Genomic DNA, 26910 nt, shown 5'->3' with positions numbered 1-26910 from the left:
TACGGAATTGGAAGTATTTTTCAAACATGTCGTAGAACCAGCATCACAAAGGTGACAATTTCCAACACGGAACAAGGACCTTCTGTTACGTCTGGAAGTTGCAGGCATCTGGATTTCATAATAAAACCGGCAGAATTGCTTGTTCACTGCGGTGTAGAATCAGCTTGGGGTCCTTACATGGTTTCGAGTCATTATGATTTGACAGTTCCGCTGTTTTCTATTGAGGTGCTACTCAAAGCGTGTTTTAATAGGAGGTAGAAAAATATTTTTTCGGCGATCGCGCAATCAGGCATTATTTTAAGTTTGATCTCAACACGAACACCGGAAAGCACTATGCTCTCTACTAAAACCGCGTCTTTGTCTTGTCGCTCGTTGTGTGATCGCTGTCCATCGTAGAAGGAGGTAGAAACCAGCTATGATCATCCAGGACTTTCGGTTATTTAAGGGCTGTCGGAATTCTGCCACTTGGGTTGTGACTAGATTCGGCATTGTCGCGATGCTAGTGGTCTTGGTCTTGTCGCCCGTGTCCGCATGGGCCGCCATCGAGGGCGAGGCGCAGTTCGTCTTCAACACGTTTGGGTTTCTTGTGTGGGGTGCCCTCGTGATGTGGATGGCAGCAGGCTTTACAATGCTCGAGGCGGGTTCGGTACGGACGAAGAACGCTTCGGTCATTTGCCTGAAGAACATTGGTCTCTACTCCATTGCCGGACTGGCGTACTACCTGATCGGTTTCAACATCATGTATGTTGGTGTCGAGCCGGGCGGATGGTTTGGTTCGTTCGAATTCCTGTACGGCACGACCGCAGATGAAGTGGCGTTGCTGGGTGGCGAGGAAACAGCCACCGCGGCCGTCGTCGAGAGCGGTTACTCGGCGATGTCGTACTGGTTCTTCCAGATGGTGTTCGTGGCGACCACGGCTTCGATTGTCTCGGGCACTCTGGCCGAGCGCGTGAAGCTGTGGCCTTTCTTTGTCTTCATCGCTGTACTGACCTCGATCATCTACCCAATCGTTGGCGCATGGACTTGGGCCGGGGGCTGGTTGGCTGAATTGGGGTTCAAGGACTTCGCCGGTTCCACCGTGGTCCACTCCACGGGAGGCTGGGCAGCACTCGCGGGGGCCATAATGCTTGGGCCGCGCTCGGGCAAGTTCCGGGCTGATGGCAGTGTCAAACCGACCCCTCCATCCAATGTTCCGGTCGTCACTCTTGGCGTCTTTATCCTGTGGTTGGGCTGGTTCGGCTTCAACGGCGGTTCGCAGCTGGCTCTTAGCGGCGCACTCGATGCCGTGGCGGTGAGCAACATCTTCTCCAACACTAACCTAGCGGCGGGGGCTGGGGTTTTGGCAGCTCTGAGCCTCTCCCGGCCCGTACTGGGCCGTGTCGACCTGTTCGCCGGACTTAATGGCGCTCTGGCCGGTCTCGTCGCGATCACAGCGGCGCCGGATATCGTCCAGCATCACTGGGCAGTAGTGATCGGAGCAATCGGGGGCATGGTTTGCCTGTTGTCCATGAAGTCTTTGGAAATAATAAAGATCGACGACGTCGTGGGTGCTGTCCCCGTTCATCTCTGCACTGGCATCTGGGGGACGTTGGCGGTCTGCATTGCCGCCGGTGGAAGTCTTTTTGCTCAGATCATCGGCATTTTGGCCATCGGCGTGTTCGTGTTTGGGTCATCAATGCTGTTGTGGTTTGTCATCGACCGCACCTTGGGGTTACGGGTCTCAAAGGATGTCGAGGCCATCGGCCAGGATGTGGGCAATCTGGGCATCGAAGCTTATCCAGAATTCGTGATAATGCCGGAAGAGGACTGATTAGAGCACTAGGGCAATCCTCCAGTTCCAGAGACAGGTTGCAACCCAGTTGCGTTCTCAATCGGGACCCCTCGAGCCTTGGAATCACGGTTTGTGAGGGTCGACAGAGTTAAATCGGGCCGCTCGGTCTGTCCTCGATGATCTCCCCGTCCTTCAGGCTTATTATTCTCTTTGAGCGGGAAGCTATGTCTTCTTCGTGCGTTATCATTACTATCGTTTTTCCCTGTTCGTTCAGTTCTTTGAATATCTTCATTATTTCGTAACTCGTTGCCGTATCCAGGTTTCCGGTTGGTTCATCTGCCAGTATCATCCTCGGGTTGTTTACGACCGCCCTGGCTATTGCCACCCTCTGCTGCTGTCCCCCAGAGAGTTGGTTGGGAAGATGATCCGCTCTGTCTGCGAGTCCCACGAGAGAAAGTGCGGCCGAGGCAAGATTTTTTCTCTGGGTTCCCGGCATGCCTGAGTAGACCAGCGGCAGTTCCACGTTTTCAAGTGCAGTGGTTCGCGGCAGCAGGTTAAAGCTCTGGAAGACAAAGCCAATCTTCGTGCTCCGTATTTCCGCCTTCTCATCGCTTTCGAGTTCCATTATGTCGGCACCGTCAAGCATGTAGTCTCCGCTGCTCTGCGTGTCGAGGCAGCCGAGAATGTTCATAAGGGTGCTTTTGCCGGATCCCGAAGATCCCATGACGGCGACGAATTCTCCTTGTGCTATCTCAAGGTTTATGGATCGAAGTGCTTCAACCTCGACCTTTCCGTTCGAGTAGGTTTTACCGATGTTCTTGAGCTTGATTACGGGCGGTGTCATCAGAATCTTTTCGGCTGGGGAAGCGCAAAGCCCGGTCCTTTGTTGTTTCCGCCGGAAACCGTGTACTCAACCACTATCGGGTCTCCTTCGGAAAGCGGACCGCTTAGAATTTCTGTGTGGAAGTCGTCGCTAATCCCGGTCTCTATTACTACTGGAGAGAGTTTTCCCTGCTTGAGGACCCAGACGTTTTCGCCTGCCTCAGTAGCGACGGCTGAAGATTTCGGGGGAATGAAGCGAAGTGCGGCGGTGGGAACTTTAAGCACGTCTTTTTTGGTTGATATGACTTTCTTTACTTCGGCGGTCATCCCGGGTTTAAGCTCGAGTTCCGGGTTCTCTACAAGACACGTTACGTCGTAGGTGACGACATCGTTTTTTATGCTCGGAGAGTTTGCCACCTGTTTTATCTTCGCGCTGAAATTCTTGCCCGGAAATGCGTCAACCCTGAAGAGGACGTCCTGACCCTCTTTTATCTTTCCTATGTCTGCTTCGCTTACGTTTGAGACTAGGTGAAGGGTTCGAGGATTTTCAGCCAGTACGTACAGGGGTTCGGATTTGTTCGGGTGTATCTGTTCGCCGATTATAATGTTCTTTTCAAGCACCATGCCGTCGAGCATGGAAGTGATTCGGGTCGCGTCAAGTTTTCTCTGCGCCGTTTCTAGGTCGGCTTGGGCTTTCTCACGTGCGGCAACTGCCGCGCTGTGTTCAGAGAGAGATAAGTTGAACTCCTCCCGGGAAATAAGCTCTTTTTCGTAGAGTCTCTCGTTTGCCCCGTGCGAGTTGGTTGAAATCTCAAGGTCGGTTGTGGTCTTCTTAAGTATCTCCTTGAAGTATTCGACGTCTCCTGAGAGCCCTTCCGGTTCTTCCATAAGGGCCAGCACTTGGCCCTTTTTGACCTCGTCGTTCACCTCGGAGCGGACTTCCTTTATCGTTCCGTTTATTTGTGAATATATTCTTGCTTCTTTAGTCGGTTTTAAGGTTCCCGAAGCTCTTACGAGGGAAGTTATGTCTCCTCTCTCGATTTTCTGCGTTACGTACTCTACCTTGCCTTCCTTTCCTCCGAAAAAGATGAAGTATCCTGCGATGACTACTACGGCGGCGACGGCGTAGAGAAGGTTTGAGCGGGGGAAATTTTTCATTGTATCTCTTTTCCGCAGAGGCTTAACAGCCTTAACCTTACCATTTTATAGCCGTATATGGAGTTTTTGTAGTCCGCTACCGCCTCCTCATAAAGCGCCTGCGCTTGGGCAAATTCTATTTTCGAAGCGCTTCGCGACTTGTACCTTTCCTTGACCAGAAGCAGGTTTTTCTCCGATATCGATTCCGAGTCCTCAAGTATTTTTATTTTTTTCTCGAGGTGCTTGAGTTCGAGATAGAGTTCCCCAACCGAGAGGATTATTCTGTTCTTGAGCAGCTCGGTCTGCGCCTCGTTTCTTGTGAGTTCAGCCTTTGACTGCGCCATCTGGCCAAACCTTGAGAATCCCTCAAAGATGGGAATCTTAACGCCGAGTCCGGCTATAAAAGCTGGCGTCTCGGCGCCTTCTCCTTCAAATCTGTACGCTGCCCTGCCGAATATCGACGGAAGAAATTTCCCCCTGTTCTCCGCAATCGAGGCCCTTATTCCATCATGGTCCGCCAGAAGACTCTTTATCTCTGCGTTTTCAGAAAGGGCGAAGCTTACAAGATCTTCTCTGGTTTCGTATACCTTCTCATAGGCAAGATCCTCACGGATGTCGAACTGTCCGAGCGAGGGGTCATTCATCAGGTGCCTTAGACTAAGCATGGCGAGTTCGTAGGAGTTTTCTCTTGAGACCAGTTCGAGTTTTGCCTGCTGCAGGTCGATTTCCGCCTGGCTTAGCTGCTGGGCGGACTTTTTCCCGACGGCGAAAAGCTCTTCTGTTTTCTCAAGGAGCCATTCCCTGCGTTTGGTCTCTGTAGCTGCTCCATCGAGCCGGTTTTTCTCGGAGAGCGCCTGATAGTAGGCGATGCGCGTGTCGCGCACGAGCATCGTTTCTGAGCCCGTAAGCAAGTATCTTGCGGATTCCACATGATGTTCTCTTGCCCTTATCCTGGCTTTTGTCTTTCCGAAGTCCCATATCATCTGGTCGACGTAAAAACCGGACTCTCTTCCCACAAACGGTACTACGAGTTTTCCGCTGAGCTGGGGATAAAGGGGAGCTTTTGCCTGCCTGAGTATTGACTTCGAGATGTCGACCTCGGAACGGGAAATCCGGAGTTCCGGGCTGTTAAGCAGTGCTATCTCGACGGCCCGTTCAATTGGGATTACTTGCTGCGCCCACGCGGTCTGGGAAAGCAGCAGTAGTGAACTGAGAAGAAGGAGGAAATTTTTCGGTATACTCATCATGTGGCAACCGCGGTGTGTCGCTTGAGTGCGGATGAAAGAGAATATCGATAAATACCAAGTGCCCCTTGGCGTATATGTCCATATTCCGTATTGTCTTACCAAATGTCCTTATTGTGATTTTAACTCTTATGGGACTAATGGCAACTTTCCGGAAGGTGATTACGTCCGTGCTCTGGAACGAGAAATTGAAAACTTCCGGGGCATTATTGAAGGCAGAGAGATAAGCACGGTGTTTTTCGGGGGAGGGACCCCGTCGCTTTTAAAGCCCAGAAGCATAGGGATGGTAATGGAGAAACTCGCCTCGATTGCTTCCTTTTCGCCCAAGGTAGAAGTGAGCCTTGAGGTAAACCCGAGAACTGCCGACAGGGAAAAGCTCGTTTCACTGATGCGCGTCGGGGTAAACAGAATAAGCGTCGGCGTGCAGTCTTTTTCGCAGAGAAAGCTTGATTTCTACGGGAGATTCACCACTCCAGATGATTGTGTCCGCGCGCTTGTTGACGTCCGGGACGCCGGTTTTCATAACTATAACCTTGATCTTATATACGGAAGCTCTCGAGAAAGCCGGGAAGAGTTTGAAGAAGATATCCGCACTGCCCTGAGATTCTCTCCGACCCATATATCCGCCTACTGCCTTACAATTGAGCCCGGAACCGAGTTTGCGACGCTTTGGCGCAAAGGGAAACTCTCTCTTCCCGATGACTCAGTTCTGGTCGAGTTCATGCGGAGCGCGCGGGAGATTCTCGAGGCAGAGGGGTACGGAAATTACGAAGTATCGAATTTTGCCCGGCCCGGCTACGAGTGCAGGCATAACCTTATTTACTGGAACTGTCATGATTACCTAGGCGTGGGTGCCGGAGCCCATTCCCACATTAGCTGCGGTGGAGAAGAGGGCTGGGGAATAAGATGGTCAAACGTAAGGAATCCCGAGCTTTACATGAAGCGAGTTACGGGCGACGGAAATGCCGTCTGTGCCTCTTATGATCTCTCGCGGACTACAGCCCTTGAAGATAAGCTTCTTATGGGACTTCGGCTAAGCGACGGGGTAGGAATTGAAGGTCTAAAGAAGCGCTTCGGCTGCGAACCTGATGCCTCTGGCCTCGAATACCTTGAATCTGACGGTTTTATTCTCACCGACGGCGACCGTCTCAGGCTCACCGCCAAGGGAAGGGTATTCACCGATGAGTTGGTTGCAAGGGTGTGCGGGGTTTTTCACTGAAGCTACGAAGATACAATCAGCAGACGGTCGTTGCACTTTTGTAACGGACGTGCATTGTGTCCGAACATCCGCTCAAAGTTTGCGACCTGTTCTGCACTCACCTCAATTGCGTCCGGAAAAATGAACCAGTGTACTCCCTCACTGCAGGGAGGAGTGGTGAGTGACCCCTTGTAATGGAAGTATCCGGTGGTTGCCGTCGGCAGTATCGAAGATGCATCCACTGTCGCGCCCGCAACATCAATTTCTATTCCTGCCTCGGTCGGTACGTTGTCAAACACCGCAGCCAGAGCATGGTTTCGTGTGCCTATTTCCATCATAACACCAACCACTGCCAGTACGCCTGCTGGGTTTTTGTGTACGAAATGTGCCTCCATCGCCGCGTGCGAACCATCAAAGGCGTGCTCGCTCGGAACGTGAAAGTGAAACTGCAACAGTTCGTAAATTTCACCTGCTGCAGTCAGTGTGCTGCCGGGTGCGTAATTTACCTGGAGGGTGTGTCCGGTGTTTAGAATCTTCAGAGAAGAGGGCCTGTAATCAAATTTCAGTGCCGATCCCTTAACGGGAAAGGCGCCGGTGATGTCAATCGGTGACTGCATGCGTCCGATAGCGCAGGTCGCGTAATCCGGCGAGAGCGAGCCCCAGTTATCGGGACCCTCGGCCCCGGTATAACCCCAGCAAGTCAACTCAGTCCTCCATGACGCATTCCCGTATGGGTTTTCGTGAGTGCGGATATCACTAGCATAATACGCATAGCCGTTGCCGAGACTGCAGGCCGTAAAGACCTCGATTGTCTCGATTGCGACGAAACCGTAATAATTTCAATTTGCGGCATTTTTCCTCCAATCGCATTGCCAAGGCTGATGGCGATTTCAATACACGGTTTTATGACCTGCACTGCAAAATCTGTTTTCTGAGCAGATGAAGCCGATAATTTGCAAAGACAGTGTAACCTATGCCCCAACAGGTTTCACACAAATCTAGTTAGACGGTTCTTAGATCTGGTTCAAAAAAAGTCCCTGAAGTCTATAAGTTTATAAAAAATGTTTCCGCAATAAACTTACTTGTAGTTTTTTACGGTTCTTGAGTTGTGGTGCAGATAGGATCTGCTCCGTCCGGATTCCAGGTAAAAGCCTTTCTCGTCTTTTCCTGCGTATTTCATTAGTTCGTAGTAGGCCGCGCTAAGCAGCCTGGCCTCGAATTTCCCGTTCTTTACTCTTACGTAAGGTATGTTCTGCTCGGCTATGGTGAGAGTCGTCAAATCCAGTTCTTCCCCGGATTCGTCGTTTAACCTTATGGAAAAACCGTTCTCCGTTTTGGTGACCATAGTAACAACAAAAGGGGTGTCCTCGCACTCGACGTAAACCCTGCTCCCTTGTTCTTGAACAAAAAGCTTTCCGTCTGTGTCTATGTCGAGGTTTTTGTTGTTCTCAAGGTATGTCCACCTGTGGGTTATTCTGATCCCGTCGTGAAACCACCTGCCACGGCTGTCTATGAATATTCTGGGCTCTTTGCTCTCTCGTCGGTTTTTCATATCCCGGTAGCCTTCACGACCACCCTTTTTCTTCTCTTGCCGTCAAACTCCCCGTAGAAGATTTCTTGCCAGGGGCCGAGATCAAGTTCTCCTTCTGTCACGGGAACCACCACTTGGTGGTGCATGAGGAGATTTTTCAGGTGAGCATCGCCGTTATCTTCCCCCGTGCGGTGATGTTTGTAATCTTCCCTGAAGGGGGAGAGGCCTTCAAGCCATTCCCATATGTCCTCGAAAAGCCCCTGCTCGAGATCGTTTACGAAGACAGAAGCCGTTATGTGCATTGCGGACACGAGGACAAAACCCTCGGTTATGCCGCTTTGCTGCACGGTCTGTCTTACCGTCGGAGTTATATGAACGAACTCTCTTTTTTTGTCCGTGTTAAACCAAAGATACTCGGTATGAGATTTCAAGATGCGCCTCCTTAGCTTTTTCCCTGTAACTATACTTTTGTCCATCGCGGATTTTCCTCTGCGGGAACTGTATACGCAAGTAGCCTGACTGTAATCGGACGGTTGTCATTAAAGATATCACCTTCAAGGTTCTCGGATTTTACAATGGCAAGGAGAAAGAATGGAGTGCTGCAACGTTGGAAACGGATGTTTGAGGACGCGGCGAGGCTCTTCAAGAGGTTTATAATGCAGGTTAGAAATTTTATGAAATCTGGATTATAATCTATACACTATAAGAGTGTTTGGTAATCATGTCAGTTCCTATGGTTATCTTAAATAATTTCGCGGGGAAAAAGCTGTCAGTTTATCACGAAGATTGTGTTCGTAAAAGAGCACAGACGAGGCAGGTTGAGTTAGCCTACAAGACTCTGTTTATAAGTTTCGGAGTATGCGAAGTTGTTCAGATTATTTAATTAGACAAGTATGGGAAAAAGCACTGGACAGTCTTTCAAACGGAAAACTGATTTAGATGAGTTTTTTGGCCAGAAGCAGCTCAGAGGTAAGATTCTAGAGTTGCCCCAACAAGAAACTTTCTCACCCCAAGTTTACTACATTCACCCGAATGGAAAGTTTTATTTAGGGGACTGCGTGAATGTAATGAAAGACCTTGACGACGAATCTGTTGATCTGGTTTTTGCCGACCCGCCATATAATATCAAGAAAGCTGACTGGGACTACTTCAATTCACAGAAAGAGTACATTGACTGGTCATGCGTCTGGATAGAACAGGCGGCCCGAATCCTCAAGCCAACAGGTTCACTCTACATTTGTGGTTTTTCGGAAATAGTGGCTGATATTAAATCTCCGGCGATGGACTTTTTTCACAAATGCCGTTGGATAATCTGGCATTATAAAAACAAAGCGAGCCTGGCGAATGACTGGGGGAGGTCACATGAGAGCATTTTGCATTTTCGAAAAACAAAAAAGCATAAGATCAATGTTGATGCTGTGAGAATACCTTACTCGGAGCACACATTGAAGTATCCCTCGCACCCACAGGCAGCTACAAGTCAATACGGAAACGGCAAACAGCACCACTGGGAACCCAATCCTGAAGGAGCCAAACCGAAAGATGTTCTGGAAATCCCGACGACTTGCAACGGAATGCACGAAAAAACCCCGCATCCTACGCAAAAGCCGGAGGAACTTCTACGTAAAATCATTCTTGCTTCGTCTAAAGAAGACGATGTAATATTCGACCCGTTCCTCGGTTCTGGAACTACAACCGTTTGTGCGGAGCAACTCAAACGGAAATGGATAGGATGTGATTTGTCTCAGGAATATCTCGATTGGGCAGTAAAACGTATTGAACTGATTGAAGATTGGCCTATACAAAAATGGAGGCAATATGATTTCGAGAATCTTAAACGCAGAAATTCAATACGATGAAAATTACCCAACTCGCTGATATCGCAACAGACAAAACAAAATTTAGCTCGATTTCTGATTTCTTGGACTTCACGGAAAGATATCTAGAATATGTCGCTACTAAACTGCAAGCAGTCATAGTTTCCCAGAACGAGAATCACTACCAGTTTTATCAATACGGTTCAGACGGCGACTATCAGATTACTCGTCCCATAAATTCAAAACTTATGTACGATGCCTCTGATTTCCCTGTTGCCAAAGAGTCTTTTGCTAAAATACTGAACAATGCTAAAGATATAAGATCCAAGAAAAAAAGAGAGTCTATCAATAAGACAGTTTATACTTTGCAAATGGCTATCGGTTCAACCCTTGACGCTTTACCGGCAGGAGCTTCTAATAAAGCAAGAAAGATCAACGGAGACCTTTTTGAACGCTTAATTCATCTCGTCATCAAGGAGGTCGGTGTTGAGTGTAAGTCTGGTGTAGTAAAAATCCCATTTATGCTTCAGGGAGAAAAGCAGTTCCAAATGAGCTACCAGCACGATTTGATTATTGAACGTGATGAAGAGGTAAAACTTATTGGTTCAATAAAAACTTCCAGCAAAGATAGAATAGACAAAATTTTCATCGATAAGTTTTTGTACAGCAAGTTAACCGATACGAATGTTCCACACGTTGCTGTGTTTCTAAATGATGTTCAGCGAAAGAAAACCAATAAGAAGAACAAGTACGGTATCAGTTCAACTTTCCTGCCAGGACATTTCCGCGGTTACTCGGTCAAGCTTAACCCCCTTGATGGTGTTTATTACTGCGATATTCGCCCAAATATGCTCACAGAAGACATATTGAAAGACCACATCCAGAGTTTAGACCACCTGCTCTGCAAGGATATTTGGGAATTTATATGATATGGCAATGCCAGAATCACAATTAGAAACATGGGCAAATCTGGGAAATATTATTGAAGCCAAATCAACGGCGGACTCTGTTAAAAACAAACTTAAATCATCTTTTTTATCCGGCTTACTCATCTTTATTTTTATAGTGACTGATAATATCAACTACCTGCTCAGTCTGTTTATTTTTTGAGGATTTGTTGTACCCTATCTTGTCTTTTAATTGGTCAACGGGCGGGTTGAAGATTCCAGCGCGGGATTGTCCGCGTATTTATCTGAGGAAACTTATCAGATGAAAATAGCAGTTATAGGAACGGGTTACGTGGGGCTTGTAACGGGGGCGTGTTTAGCGGGAAGCGGGAACAGCGTTGTGTGCGTTGACATAGATGAAAGCAAAATCGAGAGCCTTCGGCGCGCTGAAGTTCCCTTTTTCGAGCCGGGTCTTGATGAGATGGTGCGCACCAATATAGATGAGAGAAGGCTCTCATTTACAACCGATATAGCTTCGGCCGTCAGGGAATCCTTTCTTGTATTTATTGCGGTTGGAACTCCTCAGGCGCAAGACGGCGAGGCGGATATCTCTTCTGTTCTCGAAGTTGCGCGGTCGATAGGGAGCAACCTTAACGGATACAAGATAGTGGTAACCAAAAGTACGGTTCCCGTTGGCACTACCGAGAGGGTGCGCGACACTATAAAATCCCTCACGGATCAGGAATTCGGTGTGGCGTCGAATCCTGAATTTCTCAAGGAAGGAGCAGCGATTGAGGACTTCCTTAAGCCCGACAGGGTGGTAATAGGAGTTGAGAATGAATCGGTAGGCTCGGTTCTAAGGGAGCTTTACTCTCCCTTTATGCGGTCTGCCGACAGGACGATAGTGGTTTCCATCCGATCTTCCGAAATGTCAAAGTATGCTTCAAACGCAATGCTTGCCACCAGGATATCGTTTATGAACGATATAGCCAATCTGTGCGAACTTCTGGGTGCGAACGTGTCCGAGGTGCGCTCGGTGGTAGGTTCTGATGCGAGGATAGGCAGATATTATCTCTATCCGGGAATCGGATACGGAGGGTCGTGTTTCCCGAAGGACGTAAAAGCTCTTGAGAAAATGGCGCACGGTGTAGGTTATGAACCTAGGGTTGTAGCCGCGATTGACCGCGTGAATGCCGCTCAGAGGGAGAGATTCTTCGATAAAATAGCCGGGTTTTTCTCTGATCTTGGAGGAAAAAGAGTTGCCGTGTGGGGAATTTCGTTTAAGCCCAACACGGATGATATAAGAGAGGCCCCATCGCTGTACGTGATAGAGAGGCTTCTTGATGCGGGATGTTCTGTTGCCGTCCACGACCCCGCCGCCATGGAAAACGCGAGAACCGTATTAGGAGACAGAGTGGATTACTTCGAATCCTACTACGATGCCTGCAGGGGGGCGGACGCCCTTGTGATTCACACCGAGTGGAGTCAGTACAGACAGCCCAATTTCGAGATGATAAAGGAGCTGATGAAGACCCCTGTGATATTTGATGGAAGGAATATCTATGACCACATGAAACTTGAGGCCATGGGTATCAAGTATTTCGGAATCGGCAGGTGATGAGATGGACTGGGAGTTGTCTTTACTGTCATGAATGTAATTGTTTCGGGTTGCGCGGGATTTATAGGCGCCAAAGTCTGCGAGCTTCTTCTTGAGCGTGGAGATATGGTTTTCGGGCTCGACAACATGTCCGACGCTTATGACGTGAGGCTCAAGCATCACAGGCTTGAGACTCTCAGAGGGTTTGAGAGATTCAGTTTTTTCGAATGCGACATATCGGACAATCCCAAACTTCTTTCTGTGTGCGAGGAAATAAAGGCTTTTTGCGGGGACGGCCGAATTGGCTGCGTTATTAACCTCGCGGCCCGTGCAGGGGTTCGCCAGAGCATTGAGAATCCCTGGATATATTATTCTACCAACGTGACTGGGACCCTTAATCTCCTTGAGTTCTGCCGCTCAGAAGGAATAGGCAAGTTCGTGCTCGCTTCGACTTCGAGCGTTTACGGGGAAAACGAAATCCCCTTCAGGGAGGATATGAAGACCGATTATCAGCTTTCTCAATACGCATCCTCGAAGAAATCGGCCGAAGGCCTTTGCTCGGTTTACAACTCTCTTTACGGAATAGATATCTCGGTGCTTCGCTACTTTACGGTTTACGGTCCCGCAGGAAGGCCAGACATGAGCGTTTTTCGGTTCATAAAGTGGATAAATGAGGGAGAGGAAATAGTAATACTCGGCGACGGAGAACAGAAAAGGGACTTTACCTACGTTGACGATATCGCGGCGGGCACTGTCCTGGCGATAAAGAATCTGGGCTTTGAGGTAATAAATCTCGGAAGCGCAGCCTCCGTATCCCTAAACGAAATCATAGACGTGATAGAACGCGGAACCGGCAAAAGAGCTAAAGTTACTTGCAGCGCCCCGCATCCTTCCGATATCAGGGTTACCTTGGCAAGTATAGACAAGGCGAAAAAGATTTTGGACTGGGAGCCTTGCTTTGATATCGAGACCGGTATTGAAAACTCGCTTAGGTGGTATAATGCCAACGAGGCCCTTGTACGGAGTATAGAAGTTTGATACGCTGTGGATGCTTTGGGGAATGGTTTACATCGGTATTGACAGATTCCGTGGGTTTTTTATAAGATTTAGACAGATTTTGCGGAACAACTATTCTTATGGCTAAATCCCTTGTCATAGTCGAATCTCCTTCAAAGGCGAGAACAATAAAGAAATATCTCGGTCGGGATTTCCGCGTGGAAGCCTCTTCAGGACATCTCGTAGATCTTCCGAGCAGCAGTCTCGGGGTGGATATCCAAAACGATTTCAAGCCCAAATATACCGTTATAAAGGGCAAAACCAAGTATCTTGAGAATCTGAAAAAAGCGTCGCGGGACGCGGAAAAAGTCTATCTTGCCTCCGACCCGGACAGAGAAGGGGAAGCGATCGCGTGGCACATCGCAAACCGCCTTAATCTCTGGGACAAGGTCCACAGGGTTCTTATACACGAAATAACAGAAGCGGGCGTCAGGGAATCAATGAGCAGACCCCTTGCTATTAACACAGACCGCTTCGAATCTCAGCAGGCAAGAAGAATTCTTGACAGGATCGTCGGCTACAAAGTGAGTCCTGTTCTCTGGAAGAAGGTTAAAAAGGGGCTGAGCGCCGGAAGGGTGCAGAGCGTTGCTCTCAGATTCGTCGTTGACAGGGAAAGGGAGATTCAGAATTTCAAGCCGCGGGAATACTGGACCCTTGACGCGCTTGTTAAGAAGACCGTGGATCCCGATGCGGATGCTTTCACGGCTTCGCTCCACATGTTCCGGGGGAAAAAAGCCAAAATTGAAAATGCTCAGCAGTCAGAAGAAATAGTTTCTGCGCTTTCAGGAAGGGATTTTGTCGTAGGGAAGATCGAAAAGAAAGAACGTAAAAGAAACCCTCTTCCCCCTTTCATAACAAGCACCCTTCAGCAGGATTCCTCGAAGAAATACCGCTTCTCCGTGAAAAAAACTATGCTGGTTGCCCAAGGGCTCTACGAGGGGGTTGAACTTGGAAGTAAGGGGCCCGTAGGACTTATAACTTACATGAGGACCGATTCGGTGAGGGCTTCTGATAACGCCATAGCAGAAGCAAGGGGATTCATATCCGAGAACTACGGAGGGGATTACGTGCCAAGGCGTCCAAACACCTTTAAGGTAAAAAAATCTGCGCAGGACGCCCACGAATGCATAAGGCCCACTTTTCCTTCAAGGCGTCCCGAAGACCTCAAGAAGTTTCTCACCGAAGACCAGTATAAGCTTTATTCCCTTATATGGAAAAGGTTCATTGCTTCGCAGATGTCTCCGGCTGTATACGACCAGACTCGTGTTGACATCACAGCGGGTGAAGCCGTTTTTAGGGCCACTGGCAACGTGATGAAGTTTCCGGGTTTTACAGCCGCCTACGAGGAGGCAACTGAAAAAGAAGAAACCAGCGATACTGATAAGAACTCGAAAAGAGACCAGAACAAACGGCTTCCCGAGCTTTCTGAAAAAGATATTCTTTCTCTTCTGAAGCTTGACCCCAAGCAGCATTTCACTCAGCCGCCGCCCAGGTATTCGGAGAGTTCGCTCGTGAAAGAGCTTGAGGAAAAAGGTATCGGACGACCCTCGACCTACGCTTCCATCCTTTCGACAATACAGGACAGGGGATACGCCGAACGGCAGAAGGCAAGGTTCGTTCCGACTCCCTTGGGCTTCTCCGTGAACGATTTTCTGGTGGAGGGTTTCCCGGGAATAATGAACGAGGAGTTTACGGCCCGGATGGAAAGCGATCTTGACAGGGTGGAAGAAGGCGAAGTTCACTGGGTTGAACTCCTACGGGGTTTTTACGACGGGTTTTCAAAGAGCGTGACCAGGGCCGAGGAGGAAATCGAGGGGCGCAAGTTGGAGATTCCGACCGATATAGAATGCGACAAGTGCGGAGCCCCCATGGTTATCAGGGAGGGGCGCTACGGGCAGTTTCTTTCCTGCTCCGCGTATCCTGAATGCAAGAACGCGAAGGACTTCACAAGAGCGGAAGACGGCGAGATCGTCGTGGGCAAGAAAACCGACCCCGAGATCTGCGATGATATAGAATGCGACAAGTGCGGAGCCCCCATGGTTATAAGGGAGGGGCGCTACGGGCAGTTTCTTTCCTGCTCAAGGTACCCCGATTGTAAAAACCCCAAGGAATTCACTAGGCAGGACGGCAAGATCGTCATAAAGCAGAAGGAACCTCCCGAGGTCCGTGAAGATATAAAATGCGAGAAATGTGGTAAACCCATGGTTGTTCGCCGCAGCCGCCGCGGGCGCTTTCTCGGCTGCAGCGGTTATCCAAAGTGCAAAAGCACCCTTAATCTCGATAAAGACGGCAATATAGTCGGAAAAGCCGCTAAAGCGGAAAAAGCCTGATTCATTATGCGGGGCGAGCTGGAAAAAATCCTGCGTTCTCTGGAGACTCCACTTCTTTTTGCCTCAAGGAATAATTTTTCGAATCTTGACAAGGTTCCGGAACTCGGAGAGGACGTGAGAAAAATCTCGACGAGGTTCCTCACGGGGAATTTCCCCGGCCAGATAAAAAGCCAGATAATGGCACTCAGGAATTCCTTTTCTGATTTCAATGACCTTGAGCGTCGTGACAAGATCAAAAGGATATCTTCAGCCCTCGCAGTCATCCGCGGGATAAAAGGCACTTCGGTCCGGCTGCCGGAACCGGATGTCCCCGCGCGTCCTGCCGTCACGCGCCGCCGTTCTGAAAAAAAGCCCGGAGGAGTTCTTGAGGACGTAGCGGATATTCCCGGCGTCGGGCGCAGGGCCGCCGCCTTGCTTGAGAAAAGATCCGTCCGTACGGTCTATGATCTTCTGTTCTACTGCCCGAAAAAATATGATGACAGAAGAAACATAACCGAGATGTGCGAGCTGCTTCCCGGAGGAGAATACACGGTGCGCGGCCGCGTCGTTTCCCTGGGAGAGATAAGAAACAGGAAGAGAAGTTTTTTCCGGGTCACGCTCTCCGACGGAACGCAGAGACTCGGACTGCTGTGGTTTAACTACAACCCCCGCTACCTGAGGGGGCTTTTCCGCCAGGGAAGGCATTTTATAGTTCACGGCAAGGCCTCATCTGCTTCCGGCAAAAAGTCTCTTCAGATAATCCATCCTCTTCCTCAGGACATAGAGATAATAGAGAATGAAGATGATATAGGAAACCCTCTTCAGTTCGGAAGGATAGTGCCCGTCTACCCGCTTACAGAAGGCCTCACTCAGAAAAAACTGAGAGAGATCGTGAGAAAAGCTCTTGACAGCTGCGCCCGGAATTTCGAGGGACTTATTCCACAGGAGATACGCGGGAAACACGATCTTATGGATCTTCCCAACGCGCTTGAACAGGTGCATTTTCCCCCCGGCGACCTCCCTCCGGTTGATTTTGACGATCCGGGGTCCGTTACTGGCTCGCCTGCACACAGGACCGTCGTGTTTTTCGAGTTCTTCGTGCTTCAGCTGGGGCTTCTGCTTAAAAAACGTAACGTTGAGGCAAGCCGCGGCATATCCTTTGATTCTGACTCCCCCCTTGCGCGCAGGCTCCTTGATTCGCTTCCTTTCAGCCTTACGGGGGCGCAGGAGACGGTAATTTCCCAGATTGCCGACGACATGATCTCACCCCGCCCGATGAACAGGCTTCTTCAAGGTGATGTGGGAAGCGGCAAGACCCTTGTAGCCCTTGTCTCCATGCTGCGCGCCGTTTCTTCCGGCTACCAGGCGGCCATAATGGTCCCGACCGAGATACTGGCCGAGCAGCATTCCAGAAACATAAGAAGGATGACCGGGGCAATGGGAGTCAGGACGGTGCTTCTCAAAAGCAAACTTTCGAGGACCGATAGGGCTGCCATAGAGAAAGACATAAGCTCCGGGCGCGCCGATATAGTGGTGGGAACCCACGCGCTTATATCCGAAGCGGTGGATTTCAAGGCGCTTGGGTTTGTGGTGATAGACGAGCAGCACCGCTTCGGAGTGCTTCAGAGGGCGAGGCTCATGCGCAAGGCCGCGGCTCCCGACGTGCTCGTAATGACGGCTACGCCCATTCCAAGGAGTCTGGCTATCACTGTCTACGGAGACCTCGAACTCTCGGTGATAGATGAGCTTCCTCCTTCAAGAAAAAGAGTAACCACTTTTGTTCTCAGCGATACGCAGAAAAACAGAAAGTGGCTTTACGAGAGGGTAAAAAAAGAGCTGGCCGAAGGGTTTCAGGCCTATTTTATCTACCCGTTCATAGAAGAATCGGAAAACGAGGATTTCAAGTGGGTAAGGGATGTGAACAGGATGGTGGAGGAACTTCGCGAGGAGTTCTCGGAGTTCTGTGTTTCGTTAATACACGGCAGAATGAAAAGCGGGGAAAGGGAGACCGTGATGAACGATTTTCTCGCGGGGCGCTCCGACATTCTTGTTTCCACAACCGTTATAGAGGTTGGGGTTGACGTTCCAAACGCGACTGTGATCGTTATAGAAAACGCCGAGCGCTTCGGACTTTCCCAGCTTCATCAGATGAGAGGCAGGGTGGGCCGGGGGGAGCGCGAGTCAACCTGTTGCGTGGTATATTCATTTGCCTCGGGAGAGGATTCCGCGCAGAGGCTTGAAATAATGGGTCGTACGTCCGACGGGTTCAGAATTTCCGAGTTTGATCTTTCCCGAAGAGGTCCCGGGGAATTTATGGGCACAAAACAGTCGGGAGTTCCAGGTTTCAGCTTCGCGAGTCTGATCAGGGATTCCGCCGTGCTCAATGAATCAAGAGAATCTGCCCGTGAATTGATGCTTGAAGGGAGAAGTCTCGGAGATTACGAAAAACTCCTTAAGCATGTGAGGATGAAGTGGGGAGAGATGCTTGAACTTGACACAAGTTCGTAGTCATGCTGTCCGCTAGAACGTGGCAGGTGTGACAGTTTTACCCTTCAACAAGAAGAGCTTCTGGATCTTCTATGAGTTCTTTTACTCTGACCAGAAACTGCACCGCATCTCTTCCGTCAACTATCCTGTGATCGTAGCTAAGAGCCGTGTACATCATCGGCCTTATCACTATGTCCCCGTTAACTGCCACGGGTCTTTTCTCTATCTTGTGAAGTCCAAGTATTGCGACCTGAGGCGGATTCAGTATAGGGGTACTCATGAGGGAACCGTACACTCCTCCGTTTGTTATGGTGAAAGTCCCGCCGAAAATTTCATCAAGTGAGAGTGTATTCGCGTTTGCCTTCTCGGCGAGTTCCCTGACTTCTTTCTCTATCTGCGCGAAGGTTTTTCTGTCGGCCTCCCTTATGACGGGAACGACAAGTCCTCCCTCGGCTCCTACGGCCACTCCGATGTCGTAGTAGTCCTTGTAGACTATCTCGTCGTCCTGGATCTCGGCGTTTATCTCTGGAAACTGCTTTAGCGCTCCGATGGCGGCTTTTATGAAAAAGGAGGAAAACCCGAGTTTCACTCCGTATTTTTCTTGGAAGGCGTCTTTTTTTCTGGATCGAAGCTCCATTACGTTTGACATGTCGGTCTCGTTGAAAGTGGAGAGTATGGCGGCTGTCTGCTGAGCTTCCACGAGACGTCTTGCAATGGTCCTGCGACGTCTCGACATTTTCATCCTCCTCTCCCTGTTAGTGGTAAGCTGCGAGAGGGACGGGAAGACATCCGGCGACACCGGGGTTTCGGAAACTTTCTCCCCCGGGGGGACCCCTTGCGGGATTTCTTTTCCGGTTCTTTGTGACTCAAGATGCTTTTCCACATCATCTTTTGTGATTCTGTTTCCCTCGGGTACGACCTGGGAGAGGTCGACTTCGTTCTGCTCGGCGATATTTCTCGCGACGGGAGTCACTCGGGTCTTGGGTCCTTCTTCAGGCTGCTTTTCCTGCGGGATTTCTTCGGTTTGGGGTTGGGGTGAGGCTTCAGTTTTCTTAGGAGATCCTTCTGCACCGCTTTTTGTATCCTTTTTGCTTTCGGATACCTCGATGGTTCCCAAGATGTCTCCTACTTCAACATCCTCATCGGCTTTTTTCGCTATTGACGCCAAGGTTCCCGTTGCTTCGGCGGCGACTTCGAAGTTAGCTTTCTCGGTTTCAAGCTCAACAACGGTTTCCCCGAGTCTTACCGTGTCTCCCTGCTGCTTGGTCCACTTGATTATTGTTGCTTCTATTACGGAATCCCCCAAGTGGGGAACGACGATGTTCTTGGCCATTTTCTCCCTCGCTTGCGCCTTTGTTTCAGATGTCTCTGTGCCAGGTTATCCCGCTTTCCTCATTTCCTTCCACTACTTTGTCTATGCTGAACGCCTGCTTTATAAGCAACTCCTGATTGTATCTGTGCATGGAGGAAAGTCCTTCGGAGGGACTTGAGTAGCGCTTTCTTCCTATATAGCTGAACGGAAACCGTTTCTTGATGATTTTTCTTCTGAAAAAAGGCAGCATGTATTTCCAGGCTCCCGCGTTCTGGGGTTCTTCCTGTACCCAGACCACCTCTTCAAGTTTACCATACCTCTCCAAAACGGCGCTTACCTCTTCCTTGGGTCTCGGGTAAAGCTGCTCGATTCTGGCTATTGCAACATCAGGCGATTTGGCTCTGAGTTCACTTGAGATGAGGTCAACGTATACCTTGCCGCTGCAGAATATGAGCCTCCTCACTTTTTTCGCCCGTCTGGCGCTCATCGGATCGTCGATTACGGGAAGCCATTTCCCCTCGGATAGATCCTTAAGGGACGAGTTTATCATCGGGCTTCGTAGAAGTCCCTTGGGCGTCATGACGATCAGGGGGAGAGGATCTTTTTCAAGCAGCAGGGCCTGGCGGCGAAGCACGTGGAAAAACTGCGCTGAAGTGGTGCAGTTTACTATCCTTATATTGTATTCGGCGGCCGACATGAGAAACCTTTCAAGCCTCCCGCTCGAGTGATCAGGGCCCTGTCCCTCGTAGGCGTGGGGAAGCAGGAGAACCAGGGAAGGGGTCTGTCCCCATTTTGCTCTTGCCGATACAAGATATTCATCCACTATGGTCTGAGCCCCGTTTATGAAATCTCCGTACTGAGCTTCCCATATTACGAGGCAGTTTGTTCTCTCGATACAGTATCCGTACTCAAAACCCAGGCAGGCGTTTTCGCTGAGCGGGCTGTTTTTTATCTCGAATGCAGCTTTTGCCTGCGGGATCCTCTGTAGAGGAGTATGGATTGCGCCGTTCTCAGAGTCGTGGAGCACCGCGTGACGATGGCTGAAAGTCCCTCTCTCGCAATCCTGTCCGGTTATCCTGACGGGAATGCCTTGTGCGACTATGGAGGCGTAGGCGAGCTCTTCCGCCATGGCCCAGTCAATTGTCTTTTCTTTCGGGTCGTCGAGAGTGTTTTTTCTTCTGTCGCGTATTCTGGCGATTTTCGAATTTACCGTGAATCCTTCGGGAACCGAGAGAAGGGAGTCATTTAGTTCGCGCAGGGTTTCGTCGGGAACCTTGGTAACCGTTCTTTTCGTTATCCCGCGTTCCGGGGAGGGCGCCGTTGATTCCTCGGGGGAGTCGTCAGGGGATATCGATTCGAATTCCTCGGCAATCTTCTTGATATGTTCTTCCTGTAGCTGTTCTACCTGTTTTTCCGAAACGGTGCCTTTTTCTATCAGTTTCTTTGCCCAGATGCCCATCACCCGGGGATGACTGTCTATCTTCTTGTATATCATGGGCTGGGTGAATCCCGGTTCGTCCGCCTCATTGTGTCCGTACCTTCTGTAGCCGACGAGGTCTATTAGGAAATGTTTTTCAAATCTCGATGTGTAGCCGAAGGCCAGGCGTATTGACTCTATGCAGGCCACCGGGTCGTCCGCGTTTACGTGGACAATCGGTATCTCGAACCCCTTGGCGAGATCGCTTGCGTAAAGTGTGCTTCTGCTGTCGGAGGGAAGCGTGGTGTAGCCGAGCTGGTTATTGGTGATTATGTGTATCGTTCCGCCGGTATGGTAGCCCGGAAGGGCGGAGAGATTAAGCGTTTCCGCGTTTATTCCCTGCCCCATGAATGCCGAATCTCCATGAATCTGCACCGGTATTACCGCTGATGGGTCAAATTGCGGAGAACCCGGCGCATCGTCGCTTATCCCGCACGCCCTCGACATTCCCTGCACTACGGGATTTACCGATTCCAAGTGGCTGGGATTGGGAACCATGGTGATCCTCATGTTGCGATCAAGCATGTCTCCCATCGGGATATCGCGTTTTACGGCCTCGTGGTACTTCACGTCCCCGGTCCATCCCATGTCATCGGCGAAGTCCCTTACCAGAACAGGATCCTTGAACTTAAGCAGCGTATACTTGTAGTTTTTCTCCATCACGTGGTGCATAACGTTCAGTCTTCCACGATGGGCCATTCCCAGAATTATCTGGTGTATGTCGGCTTTGATGGCGAGGAGTATGAGTTCATTCAGCATCGGCACCAGCATGTCGACGCCTTCTATTGAGAACCTGAATTTTCCGGGAAAGATTCTGTGAAGGAAATTTTCGAATACCTCTACCCTAGTTAGAGTATCCAGAAGTTCCACTTCGTTCACGGGATTTAGGGGAGGGCGGTAAACTCCCGACTCTATGGCGCCCCTCATCCATCTTCTCTCTTCGGCTTCGTAGATGTGGTCGTAGTTATATCCCGTGGTGGACGAGTAGATTTTCCTCAGCTTCCTTATTCCGTCAAGCGCGTCAAGCGAGTTCTGCGAAAGAGGCCATCCTACAAGAGTTGAGGGAAAGTCTCTTAGCTCCTCCTCGTCAAGCCCAAATGTTTCGGCGTGCAGGGTGAGGTCTCCGTGGACGGGACCCCCGAGGGGATCTATTCTGCTTGCCAGGTGACCGTGCCTCCTGATTGCCTGCGCCATATTGGCGATCGCAACGGCCTTGTTTACATCTCTTACAGATGATTGCTTGAAACCGTTTTTCTCGATCTCGGGTTCTATCTCGACCCTGAGAGACGAGTATTTACTGTCGGGTTTCCATCCCTTAAAGATGGTTTTTGTGGCGGGATCGACTGAAGAAGAATCTCTTACGTAACGTTCGTAGAGATCCATTACGTAACCTGAATTGAGCCCGTGAAAGTTTTTCCAGATGTCCATGCACCTTCCTCGGAATCACGCAATAGAGGATTTTAACTGACTGAAAGTCCTAAATCCGCTATTCACAACTATTCACAACACAACCGCCTGCTCTGAGCGGTAGCCGCATAGAATCATAGCATAAAAAAATATAAAGCAAACAAGGATTCTTGAGACCTTGTCAAAATGACGCAATAATGGTCCTAAACGGCGCACGAAGCAGTTTCATGCAGTGTTGAAGGTCAGTCTTCTGACTTTTTGGCGATAGAGCTTATTCCCGCTTCAAGAAGTTGCTCGGGAGAAACCTCAGAAGGTGCCTCTGTCAGGGGACAGGACCCCTTCTGCGTCTTGGGGAAAGCTATTACGTCTCTTATCGATTCTTCACCGGAGAGAAGCATCAAAAGCCTGTCAAGACCGAGCGCTATGCCTCCGTGGGGAGGAGCCCCGAATTCGAGAGCTTCAAGCAGAAAACCGAATTTTTCCCTTGCCTCGTCCTCGCCGATTCCTATAACTTCAAACACTTTCTGCTGTATGTCTTTTCTGTGAATCCTTATGCTTCCTCCGCCTATCTCCACTCCGTTTAAGACTATGTCGTAAGATTTTGAAGCCGCGTCGCCCGGGGAATCCTCAATTTTCTCCATGTCCTCATCCTTGGGGGCGGTAAAAGGGTGGTGGACGGCGACGTATCTTTTGTCTCTGGGGCTGTACTTAAGAAGCGGGAAATCCACTACCCAGAGAAATTCAAGTTTTTCTTCGTCAATGAGAGAGAGGGTTTGACCGAGACTGAGCCTTACGTTTGACATCACCTGGTTTACCATATCAACCGAGTCGGCGCCGAAAAACACTATGTCTCCTTTTTCCATCGAAAGGGTCTCGGCCAGAAGCTTGCGTTCCCCATCGCCCAGGAACTTGACTATGGGAGAGTTCCACCCGTCCTCGCCGACCCTTATCCACGCAAGCCCTTTTGCTCCGAGCGAGATTGCGTACTCGGTAAGATCGTCTATTTCCTTTCTTGTAAACTTCTCGGCTCCTTCCTTGAGGTTAAGTGCCTTTATCGCTCCGCCTTTCTCAAGAGCTCCGCGAAAAACTTTGAACTGCGAGTCCTCGAATATGGATGAAATGTCCTTTAATTCAAGGCCGAACCTCGTATCGGGGCAGTCGGTCCCGTACCTCTCCATGGCTTCTTCGTAAGGCATTCTCGAAAAAGGAATGCTTACGTCAATTCCTTTTGTTTCCCGGAGAACTGTTTTTATCATGCCTTCGACGATTGAGATCACGTCGTCTTCTGAGACAAACGACATCTCCAGGTCTATCTGGGTGAACTCGGGCTGGCGGTCCGCTCTTAAGTCCTCGTCCCTGAAGCATTTAACTATCTGGTAGTATCTGTCAAAACCCGAGATCATGAGGGTCTGTTTCAATGTCTGGGGCGACTGGGGAAGCGCGTAGAACTGACCTTCGTTAAGCCGGCTCGGAACGAGAAAGTCTCTTGCCCCTTCAGGCGTCGATTTCGTGAAACAGGGAGTTTCGATCTCGAGAAATCCGTTTTCATTAAAGTAGTTTCGAACCGCTGCGGCGACTTTGTGGCGAAAGATTATGTTGTCCCGCATTGGGGGTCTTCTGAGGTCAAGGTAGCGGTACTTGAGCCTGAGAAGCTCATCGGCGTTCACTTCGTTTTCTATTAGAAACGGTATTACCTTTGATGTGTTAAGGACTCTTACCTGCTCGGCTACCACCTCGATCTCGCCGGTTTTGAGGTTCGGGTTTACAGTTTCCTCGGTCCGGGGAGTTACCGTTCCTTTTACTGCGATTACCCATTCATCCCGCAGCTGTTCAGCGGTCTGATGGATCTTCGGGTCGCGTTGCGGGTTAAAAACAATTTGGCAAAGCCCTTCCTTGTCGCGCAGATCAACAAAAATTACCCCGCCATGGTCTCTTCGTGACTGTACCCAGCCCATGAGGGTAACGGAGCGGTCAACGTGTTTTTTCTCAAGCTCTCCGCAGAAATTCGATCTTTTCCACTCTCCCATAAGTTCAAGCATTAAAACGTGGTTCTCCCGGTAAAGAAGGATTGGCTAATCATACTAGATTGATTTACGTTGGCAAGGTTATGGCGACGTTTAGAGAGGAGCATAAGGCGTGATTTTTTCTTCCGTATTTTGTGGAAGAAAGTTCTTGCCTGCGCACGTTTTTCACGTTTTTTCTTCTATTTGTTTTTTTCTTTTTTTTCACATACGATTTTAGTTCGGAAGGCGGAGATTTTCCCTCCGACACTAAAATTCTAAGGGAGGCCTGATTTAATGAGAAAAAGGCTTGTGTGTAAAAGGAACCTGTTTTTTGCTGTATCCATATGTCTTCTTTTTATTGTGAACGGTTGCGCGGCGACCAGAACCCTTATCGAGAAAAGGGACCTCAGAGTTGAGACCAAGATGTCGGAGACGATTTTTCTTGAGCCCGTGCCGCCCGAGCAGAGGGTTGTTTACGTCGACATAAAGAATACGACCGATAAGGATTTGCCCGGAATTGAATATGGAATCAAGGGCAGGATAGCTTCTAACGGTTACAGGATCACGGAAGATCCGGCCGGGGCGACTTTCATTCTTCAGGCAAATATTCTCAAAGTTGGAAGATCCGATCTTGAGGAGGCTAACGCCATGTTCGGAGAGGGTTACCAGGGCGTGGTTGAGGGGGCGGTTATCGGCGGAGTTATAGGAGGAGCCATAGGCGGGGACGTTGACGAAATCAACAAGGGCACCGTTGCGGGTGCTATCGCGGGCGGAGTGGCGGGCTTTCTTTTTGATGCCCTTGTGACCGATGATCTTTTCACGATGGTCACCGACATTCAAATAAGGGAGCGTGCTCGACAAGGGGAGCTTATTTACGAGACTCAGGACACAGATGCACCTCAAGGCACTGCAACGCGGACCACACAGACTTCCCATGTTGACGACGTAAAATGGAAAATATACAGAACCAGAGTTGTTAGCGTTGCCAACAAGGCTAATCTTGACTTTGAAGAGGCAAAACCACATCTTCAGGCAGGTCTTGAAAGATCCATAGGCGGGATTTTCTGACGTGTTAAGTACAAATTTGGATGACCAGTGCAATAGCGAACTAAAAGGCTTAAACAGTTTTCGGCATGCTGATGTAATTACGAGAGAAATAATATTGATATAGTTCAGAAGGTTGGAGATGGGAATACGTATTTCAATACCCAGAGAAGAGATCGTTGCTTTTTGCGAGCGCTGGAATATTGCAGAGCTTGCGTTTTTCGGTTCTGTCTTGCGGGATGACTTTAGTCCGGAAAGCGATATAGACGTGCTTGTAGACCCGCATCCCGGAACTAGTCACAGTATTTCCAATATATTACGCATGGAGAGGGAGTTGAGGGACATTTTGGGGAGAGAGGTGGATTTAGTCTTTCGACCCGATGTTGAGCGTAGCCGGAATTACATCCGGCGAGAAGCCGTTCTGAAGTCCGCCGAGGTTTTTTATGAAGCGTGATGAATCCGCTTATTTGCTTGACATGCTGCTGGCTGCTCAAGATGTTCTGGAATTCTCATCCAGTCTAACTTTTCAGCAGTTTGCCCGAGACCGGTTGCGTCAAAATGCTATTTTCAAGTCGATTGAAATCATAGGAGAGGCTGCAACTCATGTTGGAGAGAAAACTAAGCAAGAAACCCCCAAGATTCCATGGCAAGATATTATAGGCACCCGAAATCGTCTTGCACATGGTTATTTTCAGACAGGTCTGGAAGTTGTATGGGATATTGTAAAGAATGATATTCCTCTGCTAATCAACCTTCTTAAAACACTTGTACCTCCGGAAGCAAAATGATATTCTGAGCCCATTTACGTAGGTAATCTCCAAGGAGAACCAAGCCCTCGCATTCGGAGGCTTTTTTTTGCTCTTTTGTTGTAGGAAATATCGCGTCAACGGGAATACCGGCCGTCTCTCCCGCGCTTCAATGAGGCCGAGGCAAGTTTGCCTCGGAAATGCCGCGCTGGCGGGATCCCCAAGCACATCTACATAGAGCTTCAATGAGGCCGAGGCAAGTTTGCCTCGGAAATCCCTCCAGCCCCTGGGGATCGGGACCCTCCTGCCCTCGGCTTCAATGAGGCCGAGGCAAGTTTGCCTCGGAAATGTCGCTTGAGGGCGAGAAAAACGAGTTCGAGGAGCAGCTTCAATGAGGCCGAGGCAAGTTTGCCTCGGAAATCAGTGGCTGCGAAGCGAAGCCCGCGTGAAGATCTGGGAGCTTCAATGAGGCCGAGGCAAGTTTGCCTCGGAAATTCGGAAACAGAACAGGATCGACAATGGAGATAGAGTCGCTTCAATGAGGCCGAGGCAAGTTTGCCTCGGAAATGGCGGTCACAGAAGACTGGGGGCCCTGTGCTATTACATTGCTTCAATGAGGCCGAGGCAAGTTTGCCTCGGAAATGGCTTTCCCGCAGGTCCGCTTTCTCCCTCGGTTCGATGCTTCAATGAGGCCGAGGCAAGTTTGCCTCGGAAATCGCGCACTACTTGCCTTTAGGAGGGCACTATGAAATTGCTTCAATGAGGCCGAGGCAAGTTTGCCTCGGAAATGCTTCACGCTGACGAGGCTGGTATTCCTCAACTTCTAGCTTCAATGAGGCCGAGGCAAGTTTGCCTCGGAAATAATCCCAATTTGTCAAATAGCAGTATCTAGACTATATGCTTCAATGAGGCCGAGGCAAGTTTGCCTCGGAAATTCGAGCAAACTCATAGTTTACCCCTCCTGCTAATTTGCTTCAATGAGGCCGAGGCAAGTTTGCCTCGGAAATAGGCCCTTTCATAACTTGCTCTGGAGATTAAATTATTTTTGTTTACTGCGAGTGCTGT

General features: G+C 49.6%; 20 protein-coding genes and 1 CRISPR repeat array. Of the genes, 11 read left to right on the top strand and 9 right to left on the bottom strand.

Translation table 11 applies throughout. From position 1 onward, the window contains the following. The first annotated feature begins 415 nt into the window (after positions 1-415). On the top strand, positions 416-1810 hold the full coding sequence (locus OXG10_07350; protein ID MCY3827172.1) for an ammonium transporter: 1395 nt from the start codon (positions 416-418) through the stop codon (positions 1808-1810). Positions 1811-1919: 109 nt separating this feature from the next. Here OXG10_07350 and OXG10_07345 read toward each other — a convergent pair whose 3' ends face one another. Genes OXG10_07345 through OXG10_07335 form a run of 3 tightly spaced genes read right to left on the bottom strand, consistent with a single transcriptional unit; the run spans position 1920 to position 4974 of the window. Further along, positions 1920-2615: an ABC transporter ATP-binding protein gene (locus OXG10_07345; GenBank protein ID MCY3827171.1), complete on the bottom strand. Its 696-nt coding sequence runs from the start codon at positions 2613-2615 to the stop codon at positions 1920-1922. Then, positions 2615-3751 (bottom strand): efflux RND transporter periplasmic adaptor subunit, encoded by a 1137-nt coding sequence (locus OXG10_07340; protein ID MCY3827170.1) that lies wholly within the window; start codon positions 3749-3751, stop codon positions 2615-2617. Before OXG10_07340 ends, OXG10_07345 begins: the two co-directional genes overlap by 1 nt. Continuing rightward, the gene (locus OXG10_07335) at positions 3748-4974 is read right to left on the bottom strand and encodes a TolC family protein (GenBank protein ID MCY3827169.1); all 1227 of its coding nucleotides are present in this window, start codon (positions 4972-4974) and stop codon (positions 3748-3750) included. The genes OXG10_07340 and OXG10_07335 overlap by 4 nt, the downstream gene beginning before the upstream one ends. A gap of 34 nt (positions 4975-5008) precedes the next feature. On the opposite strand from OXG10_07335, the gene hemW reads away from it, so the two are divergent. After that, complete coding sequence (hemW, locus tag OXG10_07330) at positions 5009-6193, top strand: radical SAM family heme chaperone HemW (GenBank protein MCY3827168.1); 1185 nt, start codon at positions 5009-5011, stop codon at positions 6191-6193. Between the two features lie 2 nt (positions 6194-6195). Here hemW and OXG10_07325 read toward each other — a convergent pair whose 3' ends face one another. The 3 genes from OXG10_07325 to OXG10_07315 all read right to left on the bottom strand — a co-directional run bounded on the left by OXG10_07325 (position 6196) and on the right by OXG10_07315 (position 8134). Next, positions 6196-6876 carry a carbonic anhydrase family protein gene (locus tag OXG10_07325; GenBank protein MCY3827167.1) on the bottom strand — a complete coding sequence of 227 codons (681 nt, stop codon included), beginning with the start codon at positions 6874-6876 and terminating at the stop codon, positions 6196-6198. A 374-nt stretch (positions 6877-7250) separates the two neighbouring features. Beyond that, positions 7251-7724 (bottom strand): DUF1285 domain-containing protein, encoded by a 474-nt coding sequence (locus OXG10_07320; GenBank protein MCY3827166.1) that lies wholly within the window; start codon positions 7722-7724, stop codon positions 7251-7253. Then, entirely contained in the window at positions 7721-8134 is a 414-nt protein-coding gene (locus tag OXG10_07315; GenBank protein MCY3827165.1) for a secondary thiamine-phosphate synthase enzyme YjbQ, read from the bottom strand. Before OXG10_07315 ends, OXG10_07320 begins: the two co-directional genes overlap by 4 nt. 462 nt (positions 8135-8596) lie before the next feature. Here OXG10_07315 and OXG10_07310 point away from each other — a divergent pair, with 462 nt between their 5' ends. The 6 genes from OXG10_07310 to recG all read left to right on the top strand — a co-directional run bounded on the left by OXG10_07310 (position 8597) and on the right by recG (position 17877). Then, positions 8597-9562: a site-specific DNA-methyltransferase gene (locus OXG10_07310; protein ID MCY3827164.1), complete on the top strand. Its 966-nt coding sequence runs from the start codon at positions 8597-8599 to the stop codon at positions 9560-9562. Continuing rightward, positions 9559-10449 (top strand): hypothetical protein, encoded by an 891-nt coding sequence (locus OXG10_07305; GenBank protein MCY3827163.1) that lies wholly within the window; start codon positions 9559-9561, stop codon positions 10447-10449. Before OXG10_07310 ends, OXG10_07305 begins: the two co-directional genes overlap by 4 nt. 280 nt (positions 10450-10729) lie before the next feature. Continuing rightward, a complete protein-coding gene (locus tag OXG10_07300) occupies positions 10730-12025 on the top strand; it encodes a UDP-glucose/GDP-mannose dehydrogenase family protein (protein MCY3827162.1) in 1296 nt (431 codons plus the stop codon). Between the two features lie 30 nt (positions 12026-12055). After that, positions 12056-13042 carry a GDP-mannose 4,6-dehydratase gene (locus tag OXG10_07295; GenBank protein MCY3827161.1) on the top strand — a complete coding sequence of 329 codons (987 nt, stop codon included), beginning with the start codon at positions 12056-12058 and terminating at the stop codon, positions 13040-13042. Between the two features lie 98 nt (positions 13043-13140). Further along, positions 13141-15390, top strand: a complete 2250-nt coding sequence (gene topA, locus OXG10_07290; GenBank protein MCY3827160.1) for a type I DNA topoisomerase — start codon at positions 13141-13143, stop codon at positions 15388-15390. A gap of 6 nt (positions 15391-15396) precedes the next feature. Further along, a complete protein-coding gene (gene recG / locus OXG10_07285) occupies positions 15397-17877 on the top strand; it encodes an ATP-dependent DNA helicase RecG (GenBank protein ID MCY3827159.1) in 2481 nt (826 codons plus the stop codon). 37 nt (positions 17878-17914) lie between these two features. On the opposite strand, the gene odhB is transcribed toward recG, so the two are convergent. The 3 genes from odhB to aspS form a co-directional block, all read right to left on the bottom strand. After that, on the bottom strand, positions 17915-19189 hold the full coding sequence (odhB, locus tag OXG10_07280; GenBank protein ID MCY3827158.1) for a 2-oxoglutarate dehydrogenase complex dihydrolipoyllysine-residue succinyltransferase: 1275 nt from the start codon (positions 19187-19189) through the stop codon (positions 17915-17917). Positions 19190-19214: 25 nt separating this feature from the next. Further along, entirely contained in the window at positions 19215-22073 is a 2859-nt protein-coding gene (locus tag OXG10_07275; protein MCY3827157.1) for a 2-oxoglutarate dehydrogenase E1 component, read from the bottom strand. 221 nt (positions 22074-22294) lie between these two features. Next, the gene (gene aspS, locus OXG10_07270) at positions 22295-24091 is read right to left on the bottom strand and encodes an aspartate--tRNA ligase (protein MCY3827156.1); all 1797 of its coding nucleotides are present in this window, start codon (positions 24089-24091) and stop codon (positions 22295-22297) included. Between the two features lie 258 nt (positions 24092-24349). On the opposite strand from aspS, the gene OXG10_07265 reads away from it, so the two are divergent. The 3 genes from OXG10_07265 to OXG10_07255 all read left to right on the top strand — a co-directional run bounded on the left by OXG10_07265 (position 24350) and on the right by OXG10_07255 (position 25887). Then, positions 24350-25123, top strand: a complete 774-nt coding sequence (locus OXG10_07265; GenBank protein MCY3827155.1) for a complement resistance protein TraT — start codon at positions 24350-24352, stop codon at positions 25121-25123. Between the two features lie 118 nt (positions 25124-25241). After that, a complete protein-coding gene (locus OXG10_07260) occupies positions 25242-25553 on the top strand; it encodes a nucleotidyltransferase domain-containing protein (GenBank protein ID MCY3827154.1) in 312 nt (103 codons plus the stop codon). After that, positions 25543-25887 (top strand): DUF86 domain-containing protein, encoded by a 345-nt coding sequence (locus OXG10_07255; protein ID MCY3827153.1) that lies wholly within the window; start codon positions 25543-25545, stop codon positions 25885-25887. The genes OXG10_07260 and OXG10_07255 overlap by 11 nt, the downstream gene beginning before the upstream one ends. Before the next feature lie 124 nt (positions 25888-26011). After that, a CRISPR array of direct repeats spans positions 26012-26852; the repeat unit is 36 nt; unit sequence GCTTCAATGAGGCCGAGGCAAGTTTGCCTCGGAAAT. Positions 26853-26910: the final 58 nt, after the last annotated feature.

The organism is Candidatus Dadabacteria bacterium (assembly GCA_026706695.1).
Lineage (GTDB): Bacteria > Desulfobacterota_D > UBA1144 > Nemesobacterales > Nemesobacteraceae > Nemesobacter.
The sequence above is the reverse complement of the archived record's forward strand: the minus strand, read 5'-3'. Positions and strand labels throughout refer to the sequence as shown.

Coding starts and splice junctions, on each gene's coding strand:
- aspS (MCY3827156.1), bottom strand. CDS start 24,091: ATGCTTGAACTTATGGGAGAGTGGAAAAGATCGAATTTCTGCGGAGAG.
- OXG10_07260 (MCY3827154.1), top strand. CDS start 25,242: ATGGGAATACGTATTTCAATACCCAGAGAAGAGATCGTTGCTTTTTGC.
- OXG10_07350 (MCY3827172.1), top strand. CDS start 416: ATGATCATCCAGGACTTTCGGTTATTTAAGGGCTGTCGGAATTCTGCC.
- OXG10_07305 (MCY3827163.1), top strand. CDS start 9,559: ATGAAAATTACCCAACTCGCTGATATCGCAACAGACAAAACAAAATTT.
- OXG10_07300 (MCY3827162.1), top strand. CDS start 10,730: ATGAAAATAGCAGTTATAGGAACGGGTTACGTGGGGCTTGTAACGGGG.
- hemW (MCY3827168.1), top strand. CDS start 5,009: ATGAAAGAGAATATCGATAAATACCAAGTGCCCCTTGGCGTATATGTC.
- OXG10_07320 (MCY3827166.1), bottom strand. CDS start 7,724: ATGAAAAACCGACGAGAGAGCAAAGAGCCCAGAATATTCATAGACAGC.
- topA (MCY3827160.1), top strand. CDS start 13,141: ATGGCTAAATCCCTTGTCATAGTCGAATCTCCTTCAAAGGCGAGAACA.
- OXG10_07335 (MCY3827169.1), bottom strand. CDS start 4,974: ATGAGTATACCGAAAAATTTCCTCCTTCTTCTCAGTTCACTACTGCTG.
- recG (MCY3827159.1), top strand. CDS start 15,397: ATGCGGGGCGAGCTGGAAAAAATCCTGCGTTCTCTGGAGACTCCACTT.
- OXG10_07295 (MCY3827161.1), top strand. CDS start 12,056: ATGAATGTAATTGTTTCGGGTTGCGCGGGATTTATAGGCGCCAAAGTC.
- OXG10_07255 (MCY3827153.1), top strand. CDS start 25,543: ATGAAGCGTGATGAATCCGCTTATTTGCTTGACATGCTGCTGGCTGCT.
- OXG10_07340 (MCY3827170.1), bottom strand. CDS start 3,751: ATGAAAAATTTCCCCCGCTCAAACCTTCTCTACGCCGTCGCCGCCGTA.
- OXG10_07345 (MCY3827171.1), bottom strand. CDS start 2,615: ATGACACCGCCCGTAATCAAGCTCAAGAACATCGGTAAAACCTACTCG.
- OXG10_07275 (MCY3827157.1), bottom strand. CDS start 22,073: ATGGACATCTGGAAAAACTTTCACGGGCTCAATTCAGGTTACGTAATG.
- OXG10_07265 (MCY3827155.1), top strand. CDS start 24,350: ATGAGAAAAAGGCTTGTGTGTAAAAGGAACCTGTTTTTTGCTGTATCC.
- odhB (MCY3827158.1), bottom strand. CDS start 19,189: ATGGCCAAGAACATCGTCGTTCCCCACTTGGGGGATTCCGTAATAGAA.
- OXG10_07310 (MCY3827164.1), top strand. CDS start 8,597: ATGGGAAAAAGCACTGGACAGTCTTTCAAACGGAAAACTGATTTAGAT.